We start from the raw sequence: 18,602 nt of genomic DNA, 5'->3' as shown, positions 1-18,602 counted from the left end.
GATGCGTTAGTAGCGCACGTCCGGTTCGATGAGCGGGATGTGAAAACGGAGCCACGGTTCGGCTAATGAGGCACCGCCAAACGAAAGGGGCGGCTACTGATATGCAGAACCTAACGCCACCGCGTCACATCTCGACTCTACCGGTCTTCTGAAACGACCCCCAACGTCTCCCCACTGGCCCGATCATGAGCGCCAGCGTACGTGGCAAGCAGTTTGTACAAACACGAGGCCCGCCCAAAAAAAGGTGCCACTTTGGCACCATGGTGCTAAACTGCCGCGCCTGCATGCCGTGGCGTGCGCGCGACGTGGTGGAAAGTACGTGCCCTCTGATGAGCGCATTGTCAATCCGTCACGGAAAATGGGGGACTCGCGTATTGCTCTAAAGGAAGAACACATGGCAAAGCCTGCTCGCACCGATGACGCATCCGGGCGTGGTCGCATCACGGCCCGCTTAAGTGCGGAAAAACAAGAGATCTTGAGGTTGGCTGCTGATCTTTCAGACAGCACCCTTAACCAGTTCGTCGTGCAATCGGCGCTCAGTGCAGCCCAACAGGTGATTGAGAAGGCAGAGTTCATCCACGCTATCAAGCTGTCGATCGACGAGTCAAAGAAACTTTTTGCGCTGTTGGGCGAGCCAGCAACGCCCAGTGAATCCCAGAAACCGACAATCAAACGTGTGAGAACTTCAGAAAATTGATAAAGGTTCGGCCCTTAACCTCCCAGGACGATCGCAGCGCGTTTGACTGCAGTGTTGGCCCGATGAACGATTGGCTGCGTCAAACTGCGACGCAGCACGCGCAACAGAACCTCACCCGCACGTACGTTGCCGTCGATGACGGTGAGCCGGCGCGCCTCTTAGGGTACTACGCGCTTGCGGCGACGAGACTGCTGTTCGCGGGGATTTCCGAAAGACGTGCGGGCCAGGATGTGTCAGCCGTGCTCCTGACACGGCTTGCGGTCGATCGGCACGTCGTCCGTCAAGGCCTCGGCGGATACCTCCTAAGGCACGCCCTCCACGTAGTTCGCGATGCTTCACTGCGGACCGACGTGCAGTGTGTGCTGGCCAATGCTACCAGCTCGTCTGCGGCTGATTTCTATCAACACTTTGGATTCGAAGCGCTGGCAACGGATCGGCGACGTTTGATTCTGCCGATGAGGAGCATGGATGCGGTCTGCCAGCATGTTCGCGGATTCGAACCGATCTGATGTAACCACATCGGCTACCACTTCCGCCCGGGCTTTCAGTCGCCCACTTTCAAGTTCCAGTTGGACGAACGAAAGACTAGGCACAACGTACGGTACACAACAACAAGATTTCACATGGAAAAGAAAAAGGTTGCAGTTGTGATTGGCACCCGGCCTGAGGCCATCAAGATGGCTCCGGTCGTCAAAGCTCTGGCCAAATCGAGTCATCTGGCACCAGTGGTGATCGCCACCGCCCAGCACCGCGAAATGCTGGATCAAGTGCTGGAAATATTCGCGATCAAGCCAGACTTCGATCTGAACGTGATGCAGCCAAATCAAAGCTTGTCGGACCTTACCGCTCGCCTCATCAATGGCCTCGAACGAGTTGTCCGCGAATGCAAACCGGCTGCGCTGCTTGTACAAGGCGATACGACCAGCGTTCTCGCCGCATCGCTTGTTTCCTTTTATAACCGCATCCCGGTGGGGCACGTCGAAGCCGGCTTGCGCACCCGTGACATGCATAACCCGTTCCCGGAGGAAATGAATCGCGTTGTGACTGGACGGCTGACGCGGTGGCACTTTGCTCCCACCGAATCATCGCGCTCAAACCTGCTGGACGAAGGGTGTCTCCCCGATACCGTGTTCATGACGGGCAATACGGTCATCGACGCTCTCCTCGACGCCCGCAAGCATCCAAGTAAGGTGCCTCTTCGTCGCCCGCCTGGGCGCAAGATGATGCTGGTCACCACACATCGGCGCGAAAATTTCGGGGAGCCGCTTCAGCGTATCTGCGCGGCACTTCTGCGTTTGCTCGAACAGCACCCCACGCTGGATATCCTGTTCCCCGTACACCGCAACCCGAATGTCTCAGCGCCTGTGCGGGCACTACTTGGGCAGCACCCGCGAGTTACGCTCTGCGATCCGTTGGACTACCTCGCCTTCATTCCGGCGATGGAAGCGGCCGACCTCATTCTCAGCGACTCCGGCGGCGTCCAGGAAGAAGCGCCGGCGCTGGGCAAGCCGGTACTGGTTCTTCGCGAGGAAACCGAGCGGCCGGAAGCCGTCGCGTTTGGTGTGGCTGCGTTGGTCGGCTCCGGTACGGATCTCATCGTCGATCGGGTCACGGAGTTGCTGACTGACCAGGCCGCCTATCGCAGCATGGCCCGGGGCGCGTCGCCCTATGGCGACGGGCACGCTTCAGCCCGCATTGTCAACATTCTGGAAAAAGCGTTTCAGGCAGCAAACGCCACGACTGCTTCCGAGATTGCGGGTTGATGGCCTCATGAACCAGGTCCTCAACACTGTAAGCGCCGGCACAATGAGCGGCGCAGGGAAAAGGCTTGTCTACTTCTCGTCGGTTCCGTACCACAGTTACGCGCAGCGACCCCACTTCATGGTGACGGCTTTCGCCAATGCCGGCTACAGCGCTGTACTCTGGATAGACCCCTATCCGACACGTCTGCCGAAGCTGTCCGACCTGAAGCGGCTGCGCAACGCGAAGTCCGTTGTCGCGCATTCGGATGAACGGATCGAACTGCATCGCCCCGCGGCCCTGCCCGTTGAGCCGCTGCCACTCGGCAGCCTCCTCAACCAAATGCTGTGCTGGCGGCCGGTGCGACAACGTCTGCGCGAATTTGCCGCTGGCGGGCATTGCGTCATCGGGATTGGCCGACCCAGTGCGCTCGCGCTATGGGCTCTGAAAAACCTGCCGCACGAGCGCTCATTTGCCGACGTGCTCGACAACTTTCCAGCGTTCTATCGTGGCGTTTCCCGCCTGTCCATGAAGCGACGGCTCAAGGATGTTTGCAGGACCGTTACGGATGTCTTCTGTTCCTCCAATCAACTCGCGCTGGACATCCAGGCTGTCCGGCATGACGCGATCACTGTCCTGAACGGCTATCCAACCGATCACTTGCCACAGCCGTCGATCATGGCAACCCGAAAGTACGTCGGGTATCTCGGGACAATCGGCGAATGGTTCGACTGGCCCCTGGTCTGTGAAATTGCCCGGGCGCTGCCGGAAATCCCCGTGCGCCTGGTCGGTCCGGAGTTCGTGCCGCGTCCTGCAGATCTCCCCCCGAATATCGAGTTTCTCGGGGAACGTCCGTTCAACGAAATGGCCGATTTTGTTCGTGACTTTGCGGTTGGCCTGATTCCTTTCAAGCGCAACGAGCTAACCGACAGCGTTGATCCCATCAAGTTCTATGAATATCGCAGCCTAGGCGTGCCAGTCTGGTCGACAGACTTTGGCGAGATGCGGCTGCGCGACGCCAACGATGGGGTCAACAAAATACAGCGTGGCCAAGATTGGCGTGCGCTGTGGGACGAAGCCCGCGTGACTGTGGTTGAACCACACGCCATCGCCAGCTTCAAGGAAGCGGTCTCCTGGGCGAAACGTTTCGAACCCGTCCTGGAACGGGCTGCTTGGCCAAGCCCGGCGCACAAAGGCATGCCCGTCAGCTCTGACGGAGCTGCCCATGTTGTCCGAAAGCGCACCTCTGCCTGACAACGCTTCCTGCCGCGATTCTCACCGGCATATAACCTCTAGCAGAATCTCATGAAAGATAACGTCAACCCACATGAATCTCCCCCACTGCGCCCGCGCGCGATCCTGCGATCGTTGCGGGAGCAACGACGCCTGATCCTTGACCTGGCTAAACGGGAGGTCGCGGGCCGGTATCGCGGCTCGGCTCTGGGGCTGCTCTGGTCTTTCTTCAATCCACTCCTGATGCTGGCGGTCTATACCTTCGTGTTTTCGGTGGTTTTCAAGGCGCGCTGGACCAGCGGATCGGATTCAAAGACCGAATTCGCGCTGGTACTCTTTGCCGGCCTGATGGTCTTCAATCTGTTCGCCGAATGTGTTAACCGCGCGCCCGGTCTGGTATTGGGAAATGCGAACTACGTCAAGAAGGTAGTCTTCCCTCTCGAAATCCTGCCCTTCGTGGCTCTCGCTTCCGCCGCATTTCACATGCTGATCAGTCTCGGCGTGTGGCTCCTGTTTTATCTGATCTTCTTTGGCGTGCCACCGCTGACGGTAGTGCTGCTTCCTCTGGTGCTGCTGCCCCTTGCGCTGCTGACGCTCGGGGTGAGCTGGCTACTCGCCTCGCTCGGGGTTTATTTGCGCGATGTTACGCAAATCATAACCGTGATTACTGCTGTTTTGATGTTTCTTTCTCCAATTTTCTATTCCGTCTCATCGCTTCCCGCAGCCTATCGTCCTTTTCTTCAAGTGAACCCGTTGACGCTGACGATCGAACAGGCGCGCGACGTGATGATCTGGGGTAAAGCTCCGGACTGGGTGGTCTGGATCGGCTACCTCTTCATAACTTCGATGATTGCTTGGTTGGGCTTTGCGTGGTTCCAGAAAACGCGCAAGGGGTTCGCTGATGTCCTCTGAGATCGCGATCAAAATTGACCGACTTGCCAAGTGCTATCACATCTACGACAAGCCTCGAGACAGGCTGGTGCAGATGCTTTCGCGAGGCAAAAAGCAGTTCTACAAGGAATTCTGGGCGCTCCAGGATGTTTCCTTCGAGATCAAAAAAGGGGAGACGGTTGGCATCGTCGGGCGAAATGGCAGCGGGAAATCCACGTTGCTGCAGATGATCTGCGGCACCGTCACGCCTACCTCCGGGGAGGTCCGGACGAGTGGACGCGTGGCGGCCTTGCTTGAACTCGGCGCCGGATTCAATAGCGAATTCACGGGCCGCGAGAATGTGATGCTCAATGCCTCAATCCTCGGGTTTCCACGAGAGGAAATGGCGGCCCGGATGGAGCAGGTGCTAGCGTTCTCGGAACTGGGAGAGTTTCTCGACCAGCCGGTGAAGACCTATTCCAGCGGTATGTATTCCCGGTTGGCCTTCTCGATTGCGATTCACGTGGACCCGGATATCCTCATTGTCGATGAGGCGCTGGCAGTGGGTGATGCGCGCTTTGTTGCCAAATGCATGCGGCGCATCAAGGACATTCAGGAAAAGGGAGCCACCATCCTCTTCGTCAGCCACGACGTCGGATCCGTTCGCACGCTATGCGAAAGAGCGATATGGCTCGACAAGGGGCGCTTACTCGAACATGGCGACGTGTTCCCCGTCACCGGCCGGTATATGGAGTTCATGTTCAAGGACGAAGAGACCGCAGACGAAGCATTGCGGGCGGACATCACATCGCAGCGGGACTCGGGTGCCCTGGGAAATACGAGCGCCGATATTCGGAACGCCGGGTGCGCGGCAACCGAAGCTGGCACGCAATCTGAGATGGTCGCATCACCGCCAGTCGTGCCGGAATGCGTGCTCGATGCCCGCCCCGTCACCCACTGGGGGTCGCACAAGGGCACCATTCAAAGTGCCTCGGTGCGCGATGGCTATGGCAACCGCAAGGATGTCCTGCCCTGGGGCGACCGGTTGGAGATCGTGATCGACCTGCATGTACCAAAGACGATCTCGCGCGAGCACCTGAGCGTCGCCTTCTCTATCAAGGATCTGAAAGGCACTGACCTCATTGTGTCAACGACACATGATTTCGGCGGCAATGCCTTGCCTGATGACGAGCATTTCAGTGTCTCGTTCCAACTGACGAACCCGCTCGTGACGGGCAAGTATCTCTTGGTTGCGGCGGTGGAAAACCGCCAGCATCGCGACATCCACTACTACGAATATGTGGAGGGTGCGCACTACTTTTCGTCCCTCTCTGATCAACGGCTTTTTGGCATCTTTCAGCCAGCCATCGAGCAGAAAATACTGGTGAAATAAGTGAACACGCCCAAAATCATCAATTCCAACTCCTATTGGGACACCCGTTTCTCAGGGAACTGGGAGGACTTTGAAGGACCAAGGCAATCACGCTTTTTCGCGCGGATTGCCATTGAAGGCCTTCCGCAATGGCTGATGGATCAAATCAAGCGGCAGGGGCTCACGCTCGCCGACTGGGGCTGCGCCCAAGGCGATGGCACCGATGTCTGGGCCAGCTTTGTCCCTGCGGAGCAGGTTGCTGGCGTCGATTTCTCGTCCGTGGCCATCAGGCAAGCCGCCCAGCGCTACCCGACCGTTCGTTTTATCAACGCGGACTGGCTCGCAGGTTCCGATGCGCAGCACGAAACGTTTGATGTGATTTTCTCTTCCAATACGCTCGAACATTTTCACAGGCCGTATGATGTGTTAAAAACCATCTCCGGTCGCGCACGAAAGGCGATCGTGCTCGCGTTGCCGTACCGGGAATTCGATCGTATCGAAGAGCATTTCTTTTCGTTTTTCCCCGAAAACATTCCCTCGCAACTGGCCAACGGGTTCCGGCTAACCTGGTCAAAAGTTGTGGATTGCAGGTCCATGCAGGACACGCTTTGGGCGGGACATCAGATCATTCTGGTCTATGCAAACTCGGAATGGACAAGTGAACTCGCGCTTACGCTGAACGACTGTCACGTCGAGAAAGACGATGTCGCGACGCAGGTAAATATCCTCAAAAGTGAGGCAGCCGCGCGTAACGGGGAGATCGCTGACCTTGCGCGCACCCTTGAGCGGCGCGTCGACCAAATCGCTGATCTTACGCAGACCGTTGGGGAGCGACATGGGCAAATCGCTGATCTTACGCAGACCCTTGGGGAGCGACGCGGACAGATTGCTGATCTCACGCAGGCTCTTGAGAAGCAGCACGAGGAAATCGCGAGCCTCATGCAGGCCGTGGACGAGCGTAACAGCCAGATCACTCGCCTGACACAGGAGGTAAGCGAGCGCGATGCCCACCTTCACTCGGCGGACGCCTACAGGTACGACAAAGAAATCTACATTGCTCAGCTATTACAGGACATCAAGATGAGGAATAGCGGTCTGCTGGGTGTGGCCTGGAATACCAAACAAAGGCTAAAGCGCATCCCGCATTACGTGAATCGATCGCATCAACTGGTGGCTACCGGAGGCGCCCCGGCACTCATTCGGGCGGTCAAGGCAAAACTCCAGCGCAAGTGGTCCTCGCGGCTGGCTGCCCCCGGCTCTGTCTACTCCCCTTTGAATAATGGGATGCCGGTTGCGTCAGCTGATCACCGTCATTTCGCTCCCCTGCTGCAGGATGAGCTTGTTGTGATTACCGGCGTACCGTTTGACGATGTTGGCGGCGGACAGCGGGCGGCACAACTGTCTCGCTGCGCCTTGAAGACCGGTCGAAAGGTCATCTACATCTATATTTACCCGAAGTACGATTTCGCGACGGGCCAGCACAGCGAGTCCGACTTGGATGTTCCTGGCCTGACACACCTCTCCATAGACAGGATTGATCCCGCCAGCCTGCTTGATCGCATTTCGGAGCACGCCACCATCCTGCTGGAACTGCCGCATCCCAAAATCCTGCCGTTTCTCGAGGCCTGCAATGTCCGAGGGTTGCGCAGCGTGTTTGAGCTCATCGATGATTGGGAGACGAGTCTCGGTGGCGACTGGTTCAGCATGGAGACCTATCGCCAGTTCGTCGAAAAGGCGCCTGTGGTGGTCGGAACCGCCAAGCTGCTGGTGAAGCGATTGGTGGACCTGGGTCGCAAGGATGCCCTGTACCTCCCCAATGCGTCGAACGAGTACATTTTCGACAAATACAAGTCCTACGAACGTCCAGCGGACCTCCCGAAGCGAGGCAAGAAGACCGCGCTCTATTTTGGCTCGCTGTATGGCGAGTGGTTTGCGTGGGACTGGGTGATCGCTGCTGCCAATGCAAATCCGCATCTGGACGTCGTGCTGATCGGGGATAGCCCAGGGAAGGAGGGGCTACCGAAGAACATCCATTTCCTGGGATCAAAGAAAATCGATGAACTGCCAGGCTACCTGCAGCACTCGGACATGGCTCTGTTGCCTTTTGTCCCTGGCAAGATCTCAGACGCCGTGTCACCGATCAAGGTTTTCGAATATTTATTCATTGGCAAACCGGTGGTTTCCACTCGCCTTCCCGAAATCGTCGACTATCCGGGCGTCCATATTGCCGACACCCCCGAAGATTTTGCACGTCTCTGCAACAGATCGTATGACTCCGAGGCACTTGCACACGAAAATGACCGGTTTGTTTCCAAGAACAGCTGGTTTGGTCGCCTTGATCAGCTGGCCGGGGAGGAGACGAGCAAACGGTTTGCCTCGTCAGTCAGCGCGGTCATCCTGATCCATAACAATCGCAACATTATCGGGCGCTGCCTCGAGTCGCTACAGACTCATGGAAAATGCCTCCTGCGGGAAATTATCGTTGTTGACAACGCGAGTACGGATGGCGGTGCAGACTTTATCACTGAGAACTTCCCGGACGTCCGGGTAGTAGTTAACCCCGTCAACGGCTGTGCCTCCGGGAGAAATCTCGGTGCAAGTCTGGCGACAGGTAGGTATCTGGCGTTCTTCGATTCAGATCAGTGGTTTACCAGCTCGTCGTTCTTGGTCGAGGCACTGCAGATCCTCTCTCGAGACGCAAGCGTTGGCGTCGTAGGATGGGCGGCTGGGTGGTTCGATCGCACGCGTACCGATCTGGGCGGCATGATTGCCGACTATTGCCAAAATCGCGCGATGAACCAAGAGGCGTTGCTCAATGGCTATCGCGCCGACATCGGCTATCTGGGCACTGGCGGGTTTTTTTTTTTCCGAGATCTGTTTTCAATGCAACTGGTGGATTCGACGATTTTTACGATCCGACCTGTTTCGAAGACACCGACATGAGCTTCCAGATCAAAAGGCTCGGATTGAAGGTCTGCTATAGAGACCTGACAGGTATCCGGCATCAGCCGCATCAGACTACCAACGCCAACTCACAGGGTCGGAGCTACACCAAACTCTTTCTCAGAAACGGCGAGTATTTCAAGAAGAAGTGGGAGGCTCATCCCGAGTTCTTCCTTGACTATCCTGGGCACTAATGTGACGTCCTGTGAGCCCAGCGCACGTTTCTTGCGAAAGACGATGCACCAACGGGACGCCGCCTCAAGGTTGGGCGCCGCCTTCGTGAGCAGCATGACGGTTGTGGGTCTGAGCGAGTTGGGTCAATCCGGCTCAACTCGCGTAGAACGTACCTCTCACCGCTCGGCTGGGAGTACATCGACCTGACTGGCGACTAAATGTGTCGCAAAAAGCCACTGTCTGCAGGAAGGGAGATTCCGGCCGTTGCGGCCGCTTCCGGAAATGCGTTAGCGATGAGCCATGGGCCTGAGCCGGATTTTCAGACCATTCGGCTCCATGGCATTTCTGAAGCCCAAGCAACGGCGGGCGCCTCCGTCGAGGGGCTTAGCGTGCAATATTCTGTGCGCCGTGCAAAGGCACGGTTTCTCAGCGGGTGCGAATCCCGCCCGGCAACTCTCGCTCCAGCCGGTAGCAATCGGAGCAGTCGTGGAGGTAACGAAGCGGCTGAAGCCTTCGATGTAGAGGGTCATGTAAGTGACTTGGCGAGTATGCAGGCCGTAACGTGAGTGAACGCTGAGCAGGCCTCGAAAGACGCAATGCGGAAGCCGACCCGTCGGAATATCGGGGAAGGCTGCCACCGTGGGGGAAGAGAGCGAAACATGCACCCCGCGGTTCCGCCGGGGTAGTGGCGACAGCATGCATACAAGAGGGAAACCGATGCAACACGGGAAGCCCCGTGCGTGGTCGAGCGCAACGACCAACCGGAAGCCGGTGACGGACAGGCCGGGCGCATAGGGGTGGCGGAGAGGCCCGTATTACCGAGGAAGCTGGGTAATGCCAGTGGAGGAAAGGGGCCTCAGTTCAGAACCAACGTTGAAAGTGGGAAAGGACAGGAGATTGGGAAACCTAGCAACTCCGATTAGCGTTCAGGGACTACGGACGGCGTTACATGCGAAAGCGAAGGAAGAACCCGAGTTTCGCTTCTATGCCTTGTACGACAAGATCTATCGAATGGACGTGCTAAGGCACGCCTATGCGTGTTGCCGCGCCAACAAGGGGGCACCGGGTGTAGACGGCCTGACGTTCGATGATGTTGAGCAGTATGGGCAGGAGCGATGGCTTGGGGAATTGGCGCAGCAGCTTCGGGATGGAACGTATCGTCCGGAAGCGGTAAGAAGGGTCTATATTCCAAAGCCGAACGGCAAACTCAGGCCGCTTGGCATTCCGCGACTGGCGGAAAGGGTGTGTCAGACGGCGGCGATGCTGGTCTTGGAGCCAATCTTCGAGGCCGATCTGCCGCCAGAACAGCATGCCTACCGACAAAACCGGAGTGCACAAAGCGCTGTGCGCGAGGTACACGGGCTACTGGCCAGTGGCCACAAGGATGTTGTGGACGCCGACCTGTCCGGGTACTTCGACACGATCCCGCACGTCGAACTCATGAAATCGGTAGCACGCCGGGTTGTTGATAGGCGTGTTCTGCATCTGGTGAAGCTCTGGCTGGATGCCCCGGTGGAAGAGGAGGATGAGCGAGGTCGCAAGAAGCGCACGACGTCCAATCGGGATACCAAGCGGGGCATTCCGCAGGGCTCGCCGATCTCACCCCTACTGTCCAATCTGTACATGCGACGATTTATCTTGGGGTGGAAGAAGGCTGGCTTGGAACAGCGGCTTGGTGCTCGGATCGTCAATTATGCCGACGATCTGGTCATCTGCTGTAAGGGCAGCAATGCCCAGAAGGCGCTCGCCGCCATGCGGCAGATGATGGGCCTGCTTAAGCTTACGGTGAACGAAGAAAAGACCCGGATTTGCCGCCTTCCGGATGGCGAGTTCGACTTCCTGGGGTACACCTTTGGTCGGCGCTACTCGGTCAAGACTCGGCGGCCGTACATCGCCGCTCGACCGTCGCGAAAGAGCATAAAGCGCATGACTGAAACGGTGCGTATCCAGACAGGCCGAAACATGGCATGGATGGATGCCGGGGAAATGGTGAAGCGTCTGAATCAGAAACTTGGCGGATGGGCCAACTACTTTAGCCTCGGCCCGGTCACTCCTGCCTATCGGTTCCTCGACAAGTACACCACAAACCGGCTCCGCCGATGGTTGTGCAAGAAGCACAAGCAGCGCAGTGGGGGAGTAGCGCGCTACCCCGATGAGTATCTCTACCAGCAGCTTGGACTCATCCGCCTGCCAAAGCTTCCGCAGAACCTTCCGTGGGCGAAGGCATGATGTTCTGTCCGAGAGCCGGATGCGTTAGTAGCGCACGTCCGGTTCGATGAGCGGGATGTGAAAACGGAGCCACGGTTCGGCTAATGAGGCACCGCCAAACGAAAGGGGCGGCTACTGATATGCAGAACCTAACGCCACCGCGTCACATCTCGACTCTACCCGTTTTCTGAAGCGACCCCTTTGTGTACCCCTGCGCCAATGGCAGCGACAGGACATACCGCTCGCACCCGGGGGAGGTAGTGAACGTCTGCGCGAATGCTTGTATCCGCGTAAAGAAATCCGTGATCTGGATGTCCGCGCGGCGCTTATAAAGCGATACCACTTTGTACACTATTCGTCTCCTCTAAGTTCATTTCCGGGAAGCCTCCCCCGGACACCCAACAGCACAGTACATGAACAATGACTCGTTGTTCATGTACTGTAGTTGGCAATTGCCTATGGGTCAACATCGACGGCGGTAGCGCGTTGGGGTTTTCCCGCGGGTGTCATATCCGTCCTTGACGGGCGCCTGTTCTCATCACTAAGATTCAAACGTGAATAGTGGTTCATGAATCGTCGATCTCTGAAAATTAGAGATCGGCACAGAGCAAGTGGCCTGTTGGACAGCGGCGCCACATACAAACGGAGACAACTCATGATTCGACTGATCGGCAAGTCTCTTGCCATTTCCCTTCTTATGGTCGTCGCGCAGACGGCACCCGCTGCCGATTCCTCGCCGATTCGGATCGGGATGACATCGGCCATCACGGGGCCTTACAACGAGTATGGGGAAGGCAACAAACGCGGCGTTGAGCTCGCGGTCGCAGACTGGAATTCGCGTGGTGGCATCAACGGACGCAAAGTTGAACTGGCGACTGTGCTCGATGATCAACTTGTTCCCGACCGCGCCGTTCAGAACATGCGCAAGCTGCTGGATGACAAGTCGCTTGTCGCCATCATCGGGCCTGCTGGGAGTGGCCCCGCCCTGGCTGTCGTGGCGATGGCTGCCGCAGACGGACGACCCTTCATCAACCCGGTCGCGCAATCACCAGCGGTGACTTACCCGACAGGCGGCGCGCCGACACCGAACGTCTTTTCGCTCACGCTGCAGAACGATGTCGAAGCGCGTGTCATGGCGGGCTACGTCTCCAAGCGGTTCAAGAAGATCGGATTGATTCACGAAAGCACGGCTTATGGCGTCAGCGGCGCCGAACTCATCACCAAGGAGCTGAAGGCCGCCTCCGGAGGTCAAGTCATCGCAACCGAGTCGTATAACCAGCGCACCCAAGATATGACCGCGCAGATCGCGAAGCTGCAGCGCGCGGGCGCCGATGTCATCGTGTGCGTCGGCCTGGGCGCCGATCTCGCTGTGTTGCGGCGAACCATGGCGCGCATGAATATGGCCATTCCGCTCCTGGCATCGAACGGCGCGCTTTCCCTCCCATACCAAGAAGCTGCTGGCGATCTCGTTGTGGGTACGCGCGGCACGATGATTCGGGCGTTTGGCGAACCGCAACTGAATCCGAGTGCGGTCGCATTTGCCAACGCGTACAAGGCGAAATACGGCACCGACCGTTGGTGGGGTCTCGACAGCAGCCGTCCCCAGCTTTTCATGTCTCTTTCCGTGGCCAATGCCTACGACGCGGCAAACGTGCTGTTCGAAGGAATTCGACGCGCGAATTCGACTGACCCAGCGGCCATCAGCAAGTCGATTGAAGGTATCCAGAATCTCCGCGGTGTGAACGCGGTCTATTCCTTCTCGCCGAAACGGCACCATGCGATCGTGGAGAACGACATTGCCGTTTTCGAGTACGTAAAGACCGCGGCGAAGCCGCGCCTAGAGATGGCCAAAGACTAAGCCTGGCCTCCATAGGAGATTCTGATGGACTTCCTCCTTCAGCTTGTACTGGCCGGCGTGAGTGTCGGGGCGGCATACGCTCTGATCGCCATGGGTCTCTGCCTCACGTTCTGGACCACCAAAACGCTCAACTTTGGTCAGGGTTCCCTCCTGATGTTCGGTGCGGTGGCATTTACCGCGCTGGTGGGATATGGAACGCCTGCAACGCCGGCCTTCATCGCCGCTCTCGCCGTAGGAGGAGTCCTGATGGTTGTAGCCGAGAGGATCGCAATCCGGCCATTGCTGAAGCACGGCGATGGCATGGGATGGGCCGTTTCCACCCTTGGCTTTGGCTTCTTACTGCAGGGATTCGTCGCCAAGTACTTCGGCTCACAAGCGATTGCGGTGCCGACGCTCTGGCTCGATAGCTCCCAATACCTTCCTGTCGCCGGCGTGCAAGTTTCGGCCCAGTCAGTCCTGGTGCTTGGCGTAGCAGTTGCGTTGACGCTTGCGATGGAGTGGTTCCTTGGAGGTAGCGTTTGGGGGCGCGCCGTCCGAGCCGTGGCCCATGATCCCTCCGCTGCATCTGTTACCGGGATTCCGGTACGTCGCGTCATTGTCTTGTCCTTCATTGGCAGCGGTGTCCTGGCATGTCTCGCTGGTGTTCTGCTTGCTCAGATCAATGGCACTGTGGATCCGGGATTCGGATTCAACTTGATGGTTTCCGGTTTTGTGGCCGCGGTGCTAGGTGGAATGGGGAGCGTTCGAGGTGCCATGATCGGCGGTATCGCACTGGGGATCGTCGAAAAGCTCGTAGGGGGATATGTCTCGACGGCATTCGAGCACGCCATGGCTTTCGGCATTCTCATCATCATTCTCGTCGTGCGGCCAGAGGGATTATTCGGTCAGCGCGAGATCAACAAGGTTTGACTGCGAGCGACGCCATGAAGAAGCACCTTTCCTTTATTGGGCACCCGCTGACCAGCCTTGTGTTGATCGCCGCGCTCGCTATCACTGCCCAGTTCGTCGCCGAGTCGACGGTTCAGCTCTGGTCTTTCGTTCTCATCAACGTTCTTGTCGCCCAAAGCATCAATATTCTGACCGGTATCGCGGGGTTGATCTCGCTGGGACACGCAGCCTTTCTAGGTATTGGCGCTTATGCCAGCGCGCTTCTTGCCCGCAACGTCGGGGTGCCGCTGCCATTTGACGTGGTGATCGGCACCGTGGTGACAGCAGCCACAGGCTGGCTGCTTTCCTTCGCAGCCGGCAGGGTTCGAGAGACCTACCTGGCGATGATGACTCTCGGCTTCGGCATGATCGTCTATGAAGCAATTCGCGAGTGGACGGATGTGACGGGCGGGGTTGCAGGGTTCAGCGGCATACCCTCACCAGCCCTGAAGACCTTGAAGATTGCTGGTGTCGCGGTCGGGCCGGTCGGTTACTTCTATGTCTTACTTGCGACCACCGCCATAGTGGTATGGGTCCTTCACAACTACCTCACCAGCAGATTCGGGCGTGCGATGTTCGCAATTCACGCTTCGGAGGTGGCCGCGGGAAGCATTGGCGTGAACCGTGTCGGCACGAAGCGGGAGGCCTATATGGTTAGCGCCGCACTTATCGGCCTGGCCGGTGGTATGTACGCGCACCTCGTTGGCTATCTGGGCCCGGAGTCCTTCGGTCTGCATCGTTCCATCGAGGCGCTCGTTATGGCGGTGGTCGGTGGTCTCGGAACGCTCGCCGGCCCGATCCTGGGAGCAGTCGTCCTGACCTATCTGCCAGAGAAGCTTCAGTCGTTCTCCGAATGGCAGTTCATGGCATATGGACTGTTGCTGATGGTCTCGTTCGTCCTGATGCCGAAGGGCATCGCTGGCCTCCTCCTGCCGCGAAGCCGTTACATCAAAGATTCCGTGCAGAAGGTCGCGCACAGCTACCCCCGTGCACCGGAATCTTTGAGTGCGGTCGTGCAACGAAGCACCAACGCCGGTCCACTGCTGGAGGTCCAAGAAGTCGCGCTGAGCTTCCTTGGGGTCAAGGCACTGAACAAGGTGAGTCTGTCGATCGAACACGGTGAAATCATTGGACTCGTCGGGCCGAACGGCTCCGGCAAGAGTACGCTCGTTAATGTGATAAGTGGGCTCTACAAGCCGAATTCAGGAAAGGTCCAGTTCGAAGGCGAACAGATCTCGGGCCTGCCCGATCATCTCGTCGCACAGCGAGGCGTGCTGCGGACCTTCCAGGATCCGCGTCTGGTCAAGTCTTTCACCGTGCGCGAGAACGTAATTCTCGGTGCGCAACGCCTTTACCGGCATGGCAGGGCCGGAGCGACGTTCAACCTGAAATCCTCCCGATACGAAGAAGTTCAGATGTTGTTACAGGTTGATAAGGCCCTGGAGTTGGCTGGACTCACCTCGGTTGCGGATGCTGTCGTGAAGGACCTGCCATATGGCGATCAGCGTATGGTCGAACTCTGCCGCGTTCTGGTTGCGGATCCGCGAATCGTTCTGCTAGACGAGCCAGCCGCGGGCCTGTCGGAGCCGGAGCTTCAGAAGCTTGCCGAAGTTCTTCGCGCGCTAAAGCGACGTCATGTCGCCGTGGTGATCATCGAGCACCACATGGACTTCCTCGACGATCTCGTGGACCGCGTAGTGGTGCTCGAAAGTGGATCACTGATTTACCAAGGCGATATGAAGGGCATGTACACCAACGCCGCAGTAGTTGAAGCCTATCTCGGTACTCCGATGGAAGAGGAGGTCAACCATGCTTGAAGTCAAAGGGCTGACCGTCCGCTACGGTGCCATCACCGCGGTAAAGGAATGCGACGTGGTCGCATCCCCCGGAGCCATCACTGCGGTGCTTGGGGCAAACGGCGCGGGAAAGTCTTCGTTGATGAAGGCGATCTCTGGCCTGGTTCCCTGTGCCGAAGGGCAAGTGCTGCTAGATGGAAAAGATGTTACTGCGCTCCCGGCGCACGCACGGGCAAAACTCGGCATCGTGCATGCGATGGAAGGGCGTAGGTTGTTTCACCGTATGACGGTTGAGGAGAACTTGCGTCTGGCATGGGATTTCCGACGCAGCGAAAGGTCATTCTCCTCTGCTCTTGAACAGACCTATGCGCGCTTTCCCATCTTGAAGGAGAAGCGGTCGACACAGGCAGGCCTGATGTCGGGTGGGCAACAGCAAATGCTGATCTTGTCATCCGCGCTTGTACATCAGCCTCGCTGCCTGCTACTCGACGAGCCGTCGCTTGGCCTCGCTCCAGTAATCGTGCAGCAGATCTTCAATGTTATCCACGAAGTCAGCCAGGCCGGGACGACGATCGTCCTGTGCGAGCAAGTTGCAGCGCTGGCACTTCGCTTCGCGGAACGAGGTTATGTCCTGCGACGTGGGCGTGTGGTCCAACACGGGCGCGCCGCAGAGTTGGCAGCGGACAGCGGACTGTCGGCTGCCTATCTAGGTGGCTAGCACTTGAATGGCTCCGCTGACCACGGACGTGGACAGCAGAGACGACGCGTGAATTCAACTCGGACGGAAATCGTATGAGCAAAGTTAAGAATCCGGATGCGGAACTCGCCCTTCACCGGACTATGGTCCTGATCAGACGGGTAGAAGAATCGCTGATCAAGCTATTCTCTGATGGAGAAGTACCTGGGTTCATCCACCTCTCCCTCGGCCAGGAGGGAGTTGCCGCCGGTGTCATGTCCGCACTGCGCTCGGGCGACACCATGGCAACGACGCACCGTGGGCACGGTCACGTCCTCGCACGTGGCCTGGACCTGGACCTGTTTTTTAAGGAAATCATGGGGCGTGCAGGCGGCATCTGCGGCGGCCGTGGTGGCTCCATGCATGTGGCGGACATGCGCCTTGGCATCATTGGGGCGAACGGCATCGTTGGCGCCGGAATTCCCATTGCGCTCGGGAGCGCGCTGGGCCACTCGGTTCAGAAGCGAGGCAATGCTGCCGTAGTGTTCTTTGGTGACGGCGCCATGGCGGAAGGCGTTCTGCATGAAACGCTGAACATGGCTTCACTTTGGAAGCTGCCGCTTTTGCTGGTGTGTGAGAACAACGGGTGGTCGGAGTTCTCGCCGACGTCGCAGCAGTTCGCAGCAAAACTGAAGGACTTGGCCGCAGCCTTTGGACTTGCCTACGACCACGTTGATGGTGCCGATGTGAGCGCTGTGGCGCGAGCTAGCCAGAAGGCGATTCAGTACATCCGGGAAGGCCAGGGGGCCTATGTTCTCGAGTGCTCGACCCATCGTGTGCGCGGACACTACGAAGGCGATCCTCAAAAGTACCGAGATCCAGCAGAGTTGGAAGCCGGCGCGAAGCTGGACCCACTCGTACGATCGCGCACCGCCCTCCAAGTCGCCGGCGTAGCGCTGGAGGCAATCGAATCCATCGAGCACGAGGTGCAGCTAGCAGTGGAGGCGGCGATCGAAAGAGCCCGGGCCGATCGTTTGCCCACGTTCGAAGAAGCCTTTGGGGACGTATACACAGCCTCGGTCGAGGTCGCACCGGAGAGAGCAGCAGCATGAAATCCGCAAACGAAAAGAAGTACTTCCAGGCAGTCAACGAAGCCCTGCGCGACGCGATGCAGGCGGACGATTCGGTTGTGGTGCTCGGAGAAGATATCGCTGCGGCTGGTGGCTCCTTCAAGGTAACACGGGGCCTGCTCGAGGCGTTCGGTCCGGAGCGAGTACGGGACACGCCCATCTCGGAGGCAACAATCGCATCGATGTGTGTCGGGGCGGCAATGACCGGGCTCAAGCCGGTCGCCGAGATCATGTTCATGGATTTCGTGACCCTGACGATGGATGCACTGGTCAACCAGGCTGCCAAGGCGCGATTCATGTTTGGCGGCCGCAGTAGCGTGCCGATGGTACTGCGCACCCCGCACGGCGGCGGGCTGAGCGCAGGTCCTCAGCATTCCCAATGTCTCGAAGCGTGGTTTGCACACGTTCCCGGACTGAAGGTGGTGTGTCCCTCGACCCCAGGCGATGCGTACGGGTTGCTCAGGTCGTCGATCGAAGACCCGGATCCCGTCGTCTTCATTGAGCACAAGGCACTGTATGGGACCAAGGGCGAAGTTGATACGCAAACATCGATTCCCTTGGGGCGGGCCAGGGTGGCGCGGACGGGCTCTGACGTGACGATCGTCACGTATGGGGCAACCGTAGCGGTGTCGCTCGCGGCCGCCGAAGCACTGGCGCCGGAGGGCATTGATGTTGAGGTGATCGACCTGCGCACGCTTCAGCCCTGGGATCGCGAGGCTGTCTTCTCGTCCGTGGCCAAGACGCACCGGGCCGTCGTCGTGCATGAGGCAGTTCAAGCGTTCGGCGTCGGCGCCGAAATCGCCGCGAGCATTGCAGATGATGCATTCGATGACCTCGACGCGCCGGTGCTCCGCGTGGGCGCGCCGTTCATGCCGGTTCCCTTTGCAAAATCCCTGGAGAGCGGCTATGTCGTTGACGTCGACAAAGTCTCCCAGGCTGTGCGCCGGGTCGTCGCGTAATCCACCCCAACTTTACGAG

The 18,602-nt window shown here is 58.3% G+C and carries 15 protein-coding genes; 14 read left to right on the top strand and 1 reads right to left on the bottom strand.

Going from position 1 to position 18,602, the window contains the following annotated elements:
- Positions 1 to 394 precede the first annotated feature (394 nt).
- From A2G96_RS16740 to A2G96_RS16710, 7 genes are all read left to right on the top strand, one after another.
- Entirely contained in the window at positions 395 to 697 is a 303-nt protein-coding gene (locus A2G96_RS16740) for a type II toxin-antitoxin system TacA family antitoxin (RefSeq protein WP_035483982.1), read from the top strand.
- Between the two features lie 62 nt (positions 698 to 759).
- The gene (locus A2G96_RS16735) at positions 760 to 1,206 is read left to right on the top strand and encodes a GNAT family N-acetyltransferase (protein ID WP_062801094.1); all 447 of its coding nucleotides are present in this window, start codon (positions 760 to 762) and stop codon (positions 1,204 to 1,206) included.
- Between the two features lie 114 nt (positions 1,207 to 1,320).
- Positions 1,321 to 2,460: a non-hydrolyzing UDP-N-acetylglucosamine 2-epimerase gene (gene wecB / locus A2G96_RS16730; RefSeq protein ID WP_062801092.1), complete on the top strand. Its 1,140-nt coding sequence runs from the start codon at positions 1,321 to 1,323 to the stop codon at positions 2,458 to 2,460.
- A gap of 7 nt (positions 2,461 to 2,467) precedes the next feature.
- The gene (locus A2G96_RS16725) at positions 2,468 to 3,691 is read left to right on the top strand and encodes a glycosyltransferase family protein (RefSeq protein WP_150124159.1); all 1,224 of its coding nucleotides are present in this window, start codon (positions 2,468 to 2,470) and stop codon (positions 3,689 to 3,691) included.
- A 51-nt stretch (positions 3,692 to 3,742) separates the two neighbouring features.
- The gene (locus tag A2G96_RS16720; protein ID WP_062801088.1) at positions 3,743 to 4,582 is read left to right on the top strand and encodes an ABC transporter permease; all 840 of its coding nucleotides are present in this window, start codon (positions 3,743 to 3,745) and stop codon (positions 4,580 to 4,582) included.
- Positions 4,572 to 5,933, top strand: coding sequence for an ABC transporter ATP-binding protein (locus A2G96_RS16715; protein ID WP_035476787.1), 1,362 nt, complete (start codon positions 4,572 to 4,574; stop codon positions 5,931 to 5,933). Before A2G96_RS16720 ends, A2G96_RS16715 begins: the two co-directional genes overlap by 11 nt.
- Positions 5,934 to 8,855 carry a glycosyltransferase gene (locus A2G96_RS16710; protein ID WP_150124158.1) on the top strand — a complete coding sequence of 974 codons (2,922 nt, stop codon included), beginning with the start codon at positions 5,934 to 5,936 and terminating at the stop codon, positions 8,853 to 8,855.
- Positions 8,856 to 8,944: 89 nt separating this feature from the next.
- Here the strand turns inward: A2G96_RS16710 and A2G96_RS33355 are convergent, their stop codons facing one another.
- Entirely contained in the window at positions 8,945 to 9,145 is a 201-nt protein-coding gene (locus A2G96_RS33355) for a hypothetical protein (RefSeq protein WP_150124157.1), read from the bottom strand.
- A gap of 874 nt (positions 9,146 to 10,019) precedes the next feature.
- On the opposite strand from A2G96_RS33355, the gene ltrA reads away from it, so the two are divergent.
- The 7 genes from ltrA (at position 10,020) to A2G96_RS16665 (ending at position 18,583) form a co-directional block, all read left to right on the top strand.
- The gene (gene ltrA / locus A2G96_RS16700) at positions 10,020 to 11,258 is read left to right on the top strand and encodes a group II intron reverse transcriptase/maturase (RefSeq protein ID WP_231909587.1); all 1,239 of its coding nucleotides are present in this window, start codon (positions 10,020 to 10,022) and stop codon (positions 11,256 to 11,258) included.
- Positions 11,259 to 11,892: 634 nt separating this feature from the next.
- Positions 11,893 to 13,095 (top strand): ABC transporter substrate-binding protein, encoded by a 1,203-nt coding sequence (locus A2G96_RS16690; protein WP_231909586.1) that lies wholly within the window; start codon positions 11,893 to 11,895, stop codon positions 13,093 to 13,095.
- A gap of 24 nt (positions 13,096 to 13,119) precedes the next feature.
- Positions 13,120 to 14,004 (top strand): branched-chain amino acid ABC transporter permease, encoded by an 885-nt coding sequence (locus A2G96_RS16685; protein ID WP_062801079.1) that lies wholly within the window; start codon positions 13,120 to 13,122, stop codon positions 14,002 to 14,004.
- Between the two features lie 14 nt (positions 14,005 to 14,018).
- Complete coding sequence (locus tag A2G96_RS16680; RefSeq protein WP_062802223.1) at positions 14,019 to 15,839, top strand: branched-chain amino acid ABC transporter ATP-binding protein/permease; 1,821 nt, start codon at positions 14,019 to 14,021, stop codon at positions 15,837 to 15,839.
- Positions 15,832 to 16,536 (top strand): ABC transporter ATP-binding protein, encoded by a 705-nt coding sequence (locus tag A2G96_RS16675; protein WP_062801076.1) that lies wholly within the window; start codon positions 15,832 to 15,834, stop codon positions 16,534 to 16,536. Before A2G96_RS16680 ends, A2G96_RS16675 begins: the two co-directional genes overlap by 8 nt.
- Positions 16,537 to 16,610: 74 nt before the next feature.
- The gene (locus A2G96_RS16670; RefSeq protein WP_062801074.1) at positions 16,611 to 17,606 is read left to right on the top strand and encodes a thiamine pyrophosphate-dependent dehydrogenase E1 component subunit alpha; all 996 of its coding nucleotides are present in this window, start codon (positions 16,611 to 16,613) and stop codon (positions 17,604 to 17,606) included.
- Positions 17,603 to 18,583 carry an alpha-ketoacid dehydrogenase subunit beta gene (locus A2G96_RS16665; protein ID WP_062801072.1) on the top strand — a complete coding sequence of 327 codons (981 nt, stop codon included), beginning with the start codon at positions 17,603 to 17,605 and terminating at the stop codon, positions 18,581 to 18,583. The genes A2G96_RS16670 and A2G96_RS16665 overlap by 4 nt, the downstream gene beginning before the upstream one ends.
- The last annotated feature ends 19 nt before the right edge of the window (positions 18,584 to 18,602 follow it).

Source organism: Cupriavidus nantongensis, from assembly GCF_001598055.1.
Lineage (GTDB): Bacteria > Pseudomonadota > Gammaproteobacteria > Burkholderiales > Burkholderiaceae > Cupriavidus > Cupriavidus nantongensis.
Note: the sequence above shows the minus strand (reverse complement) of the source record. Positions and strands in the feature narration are given on the sequence as shown.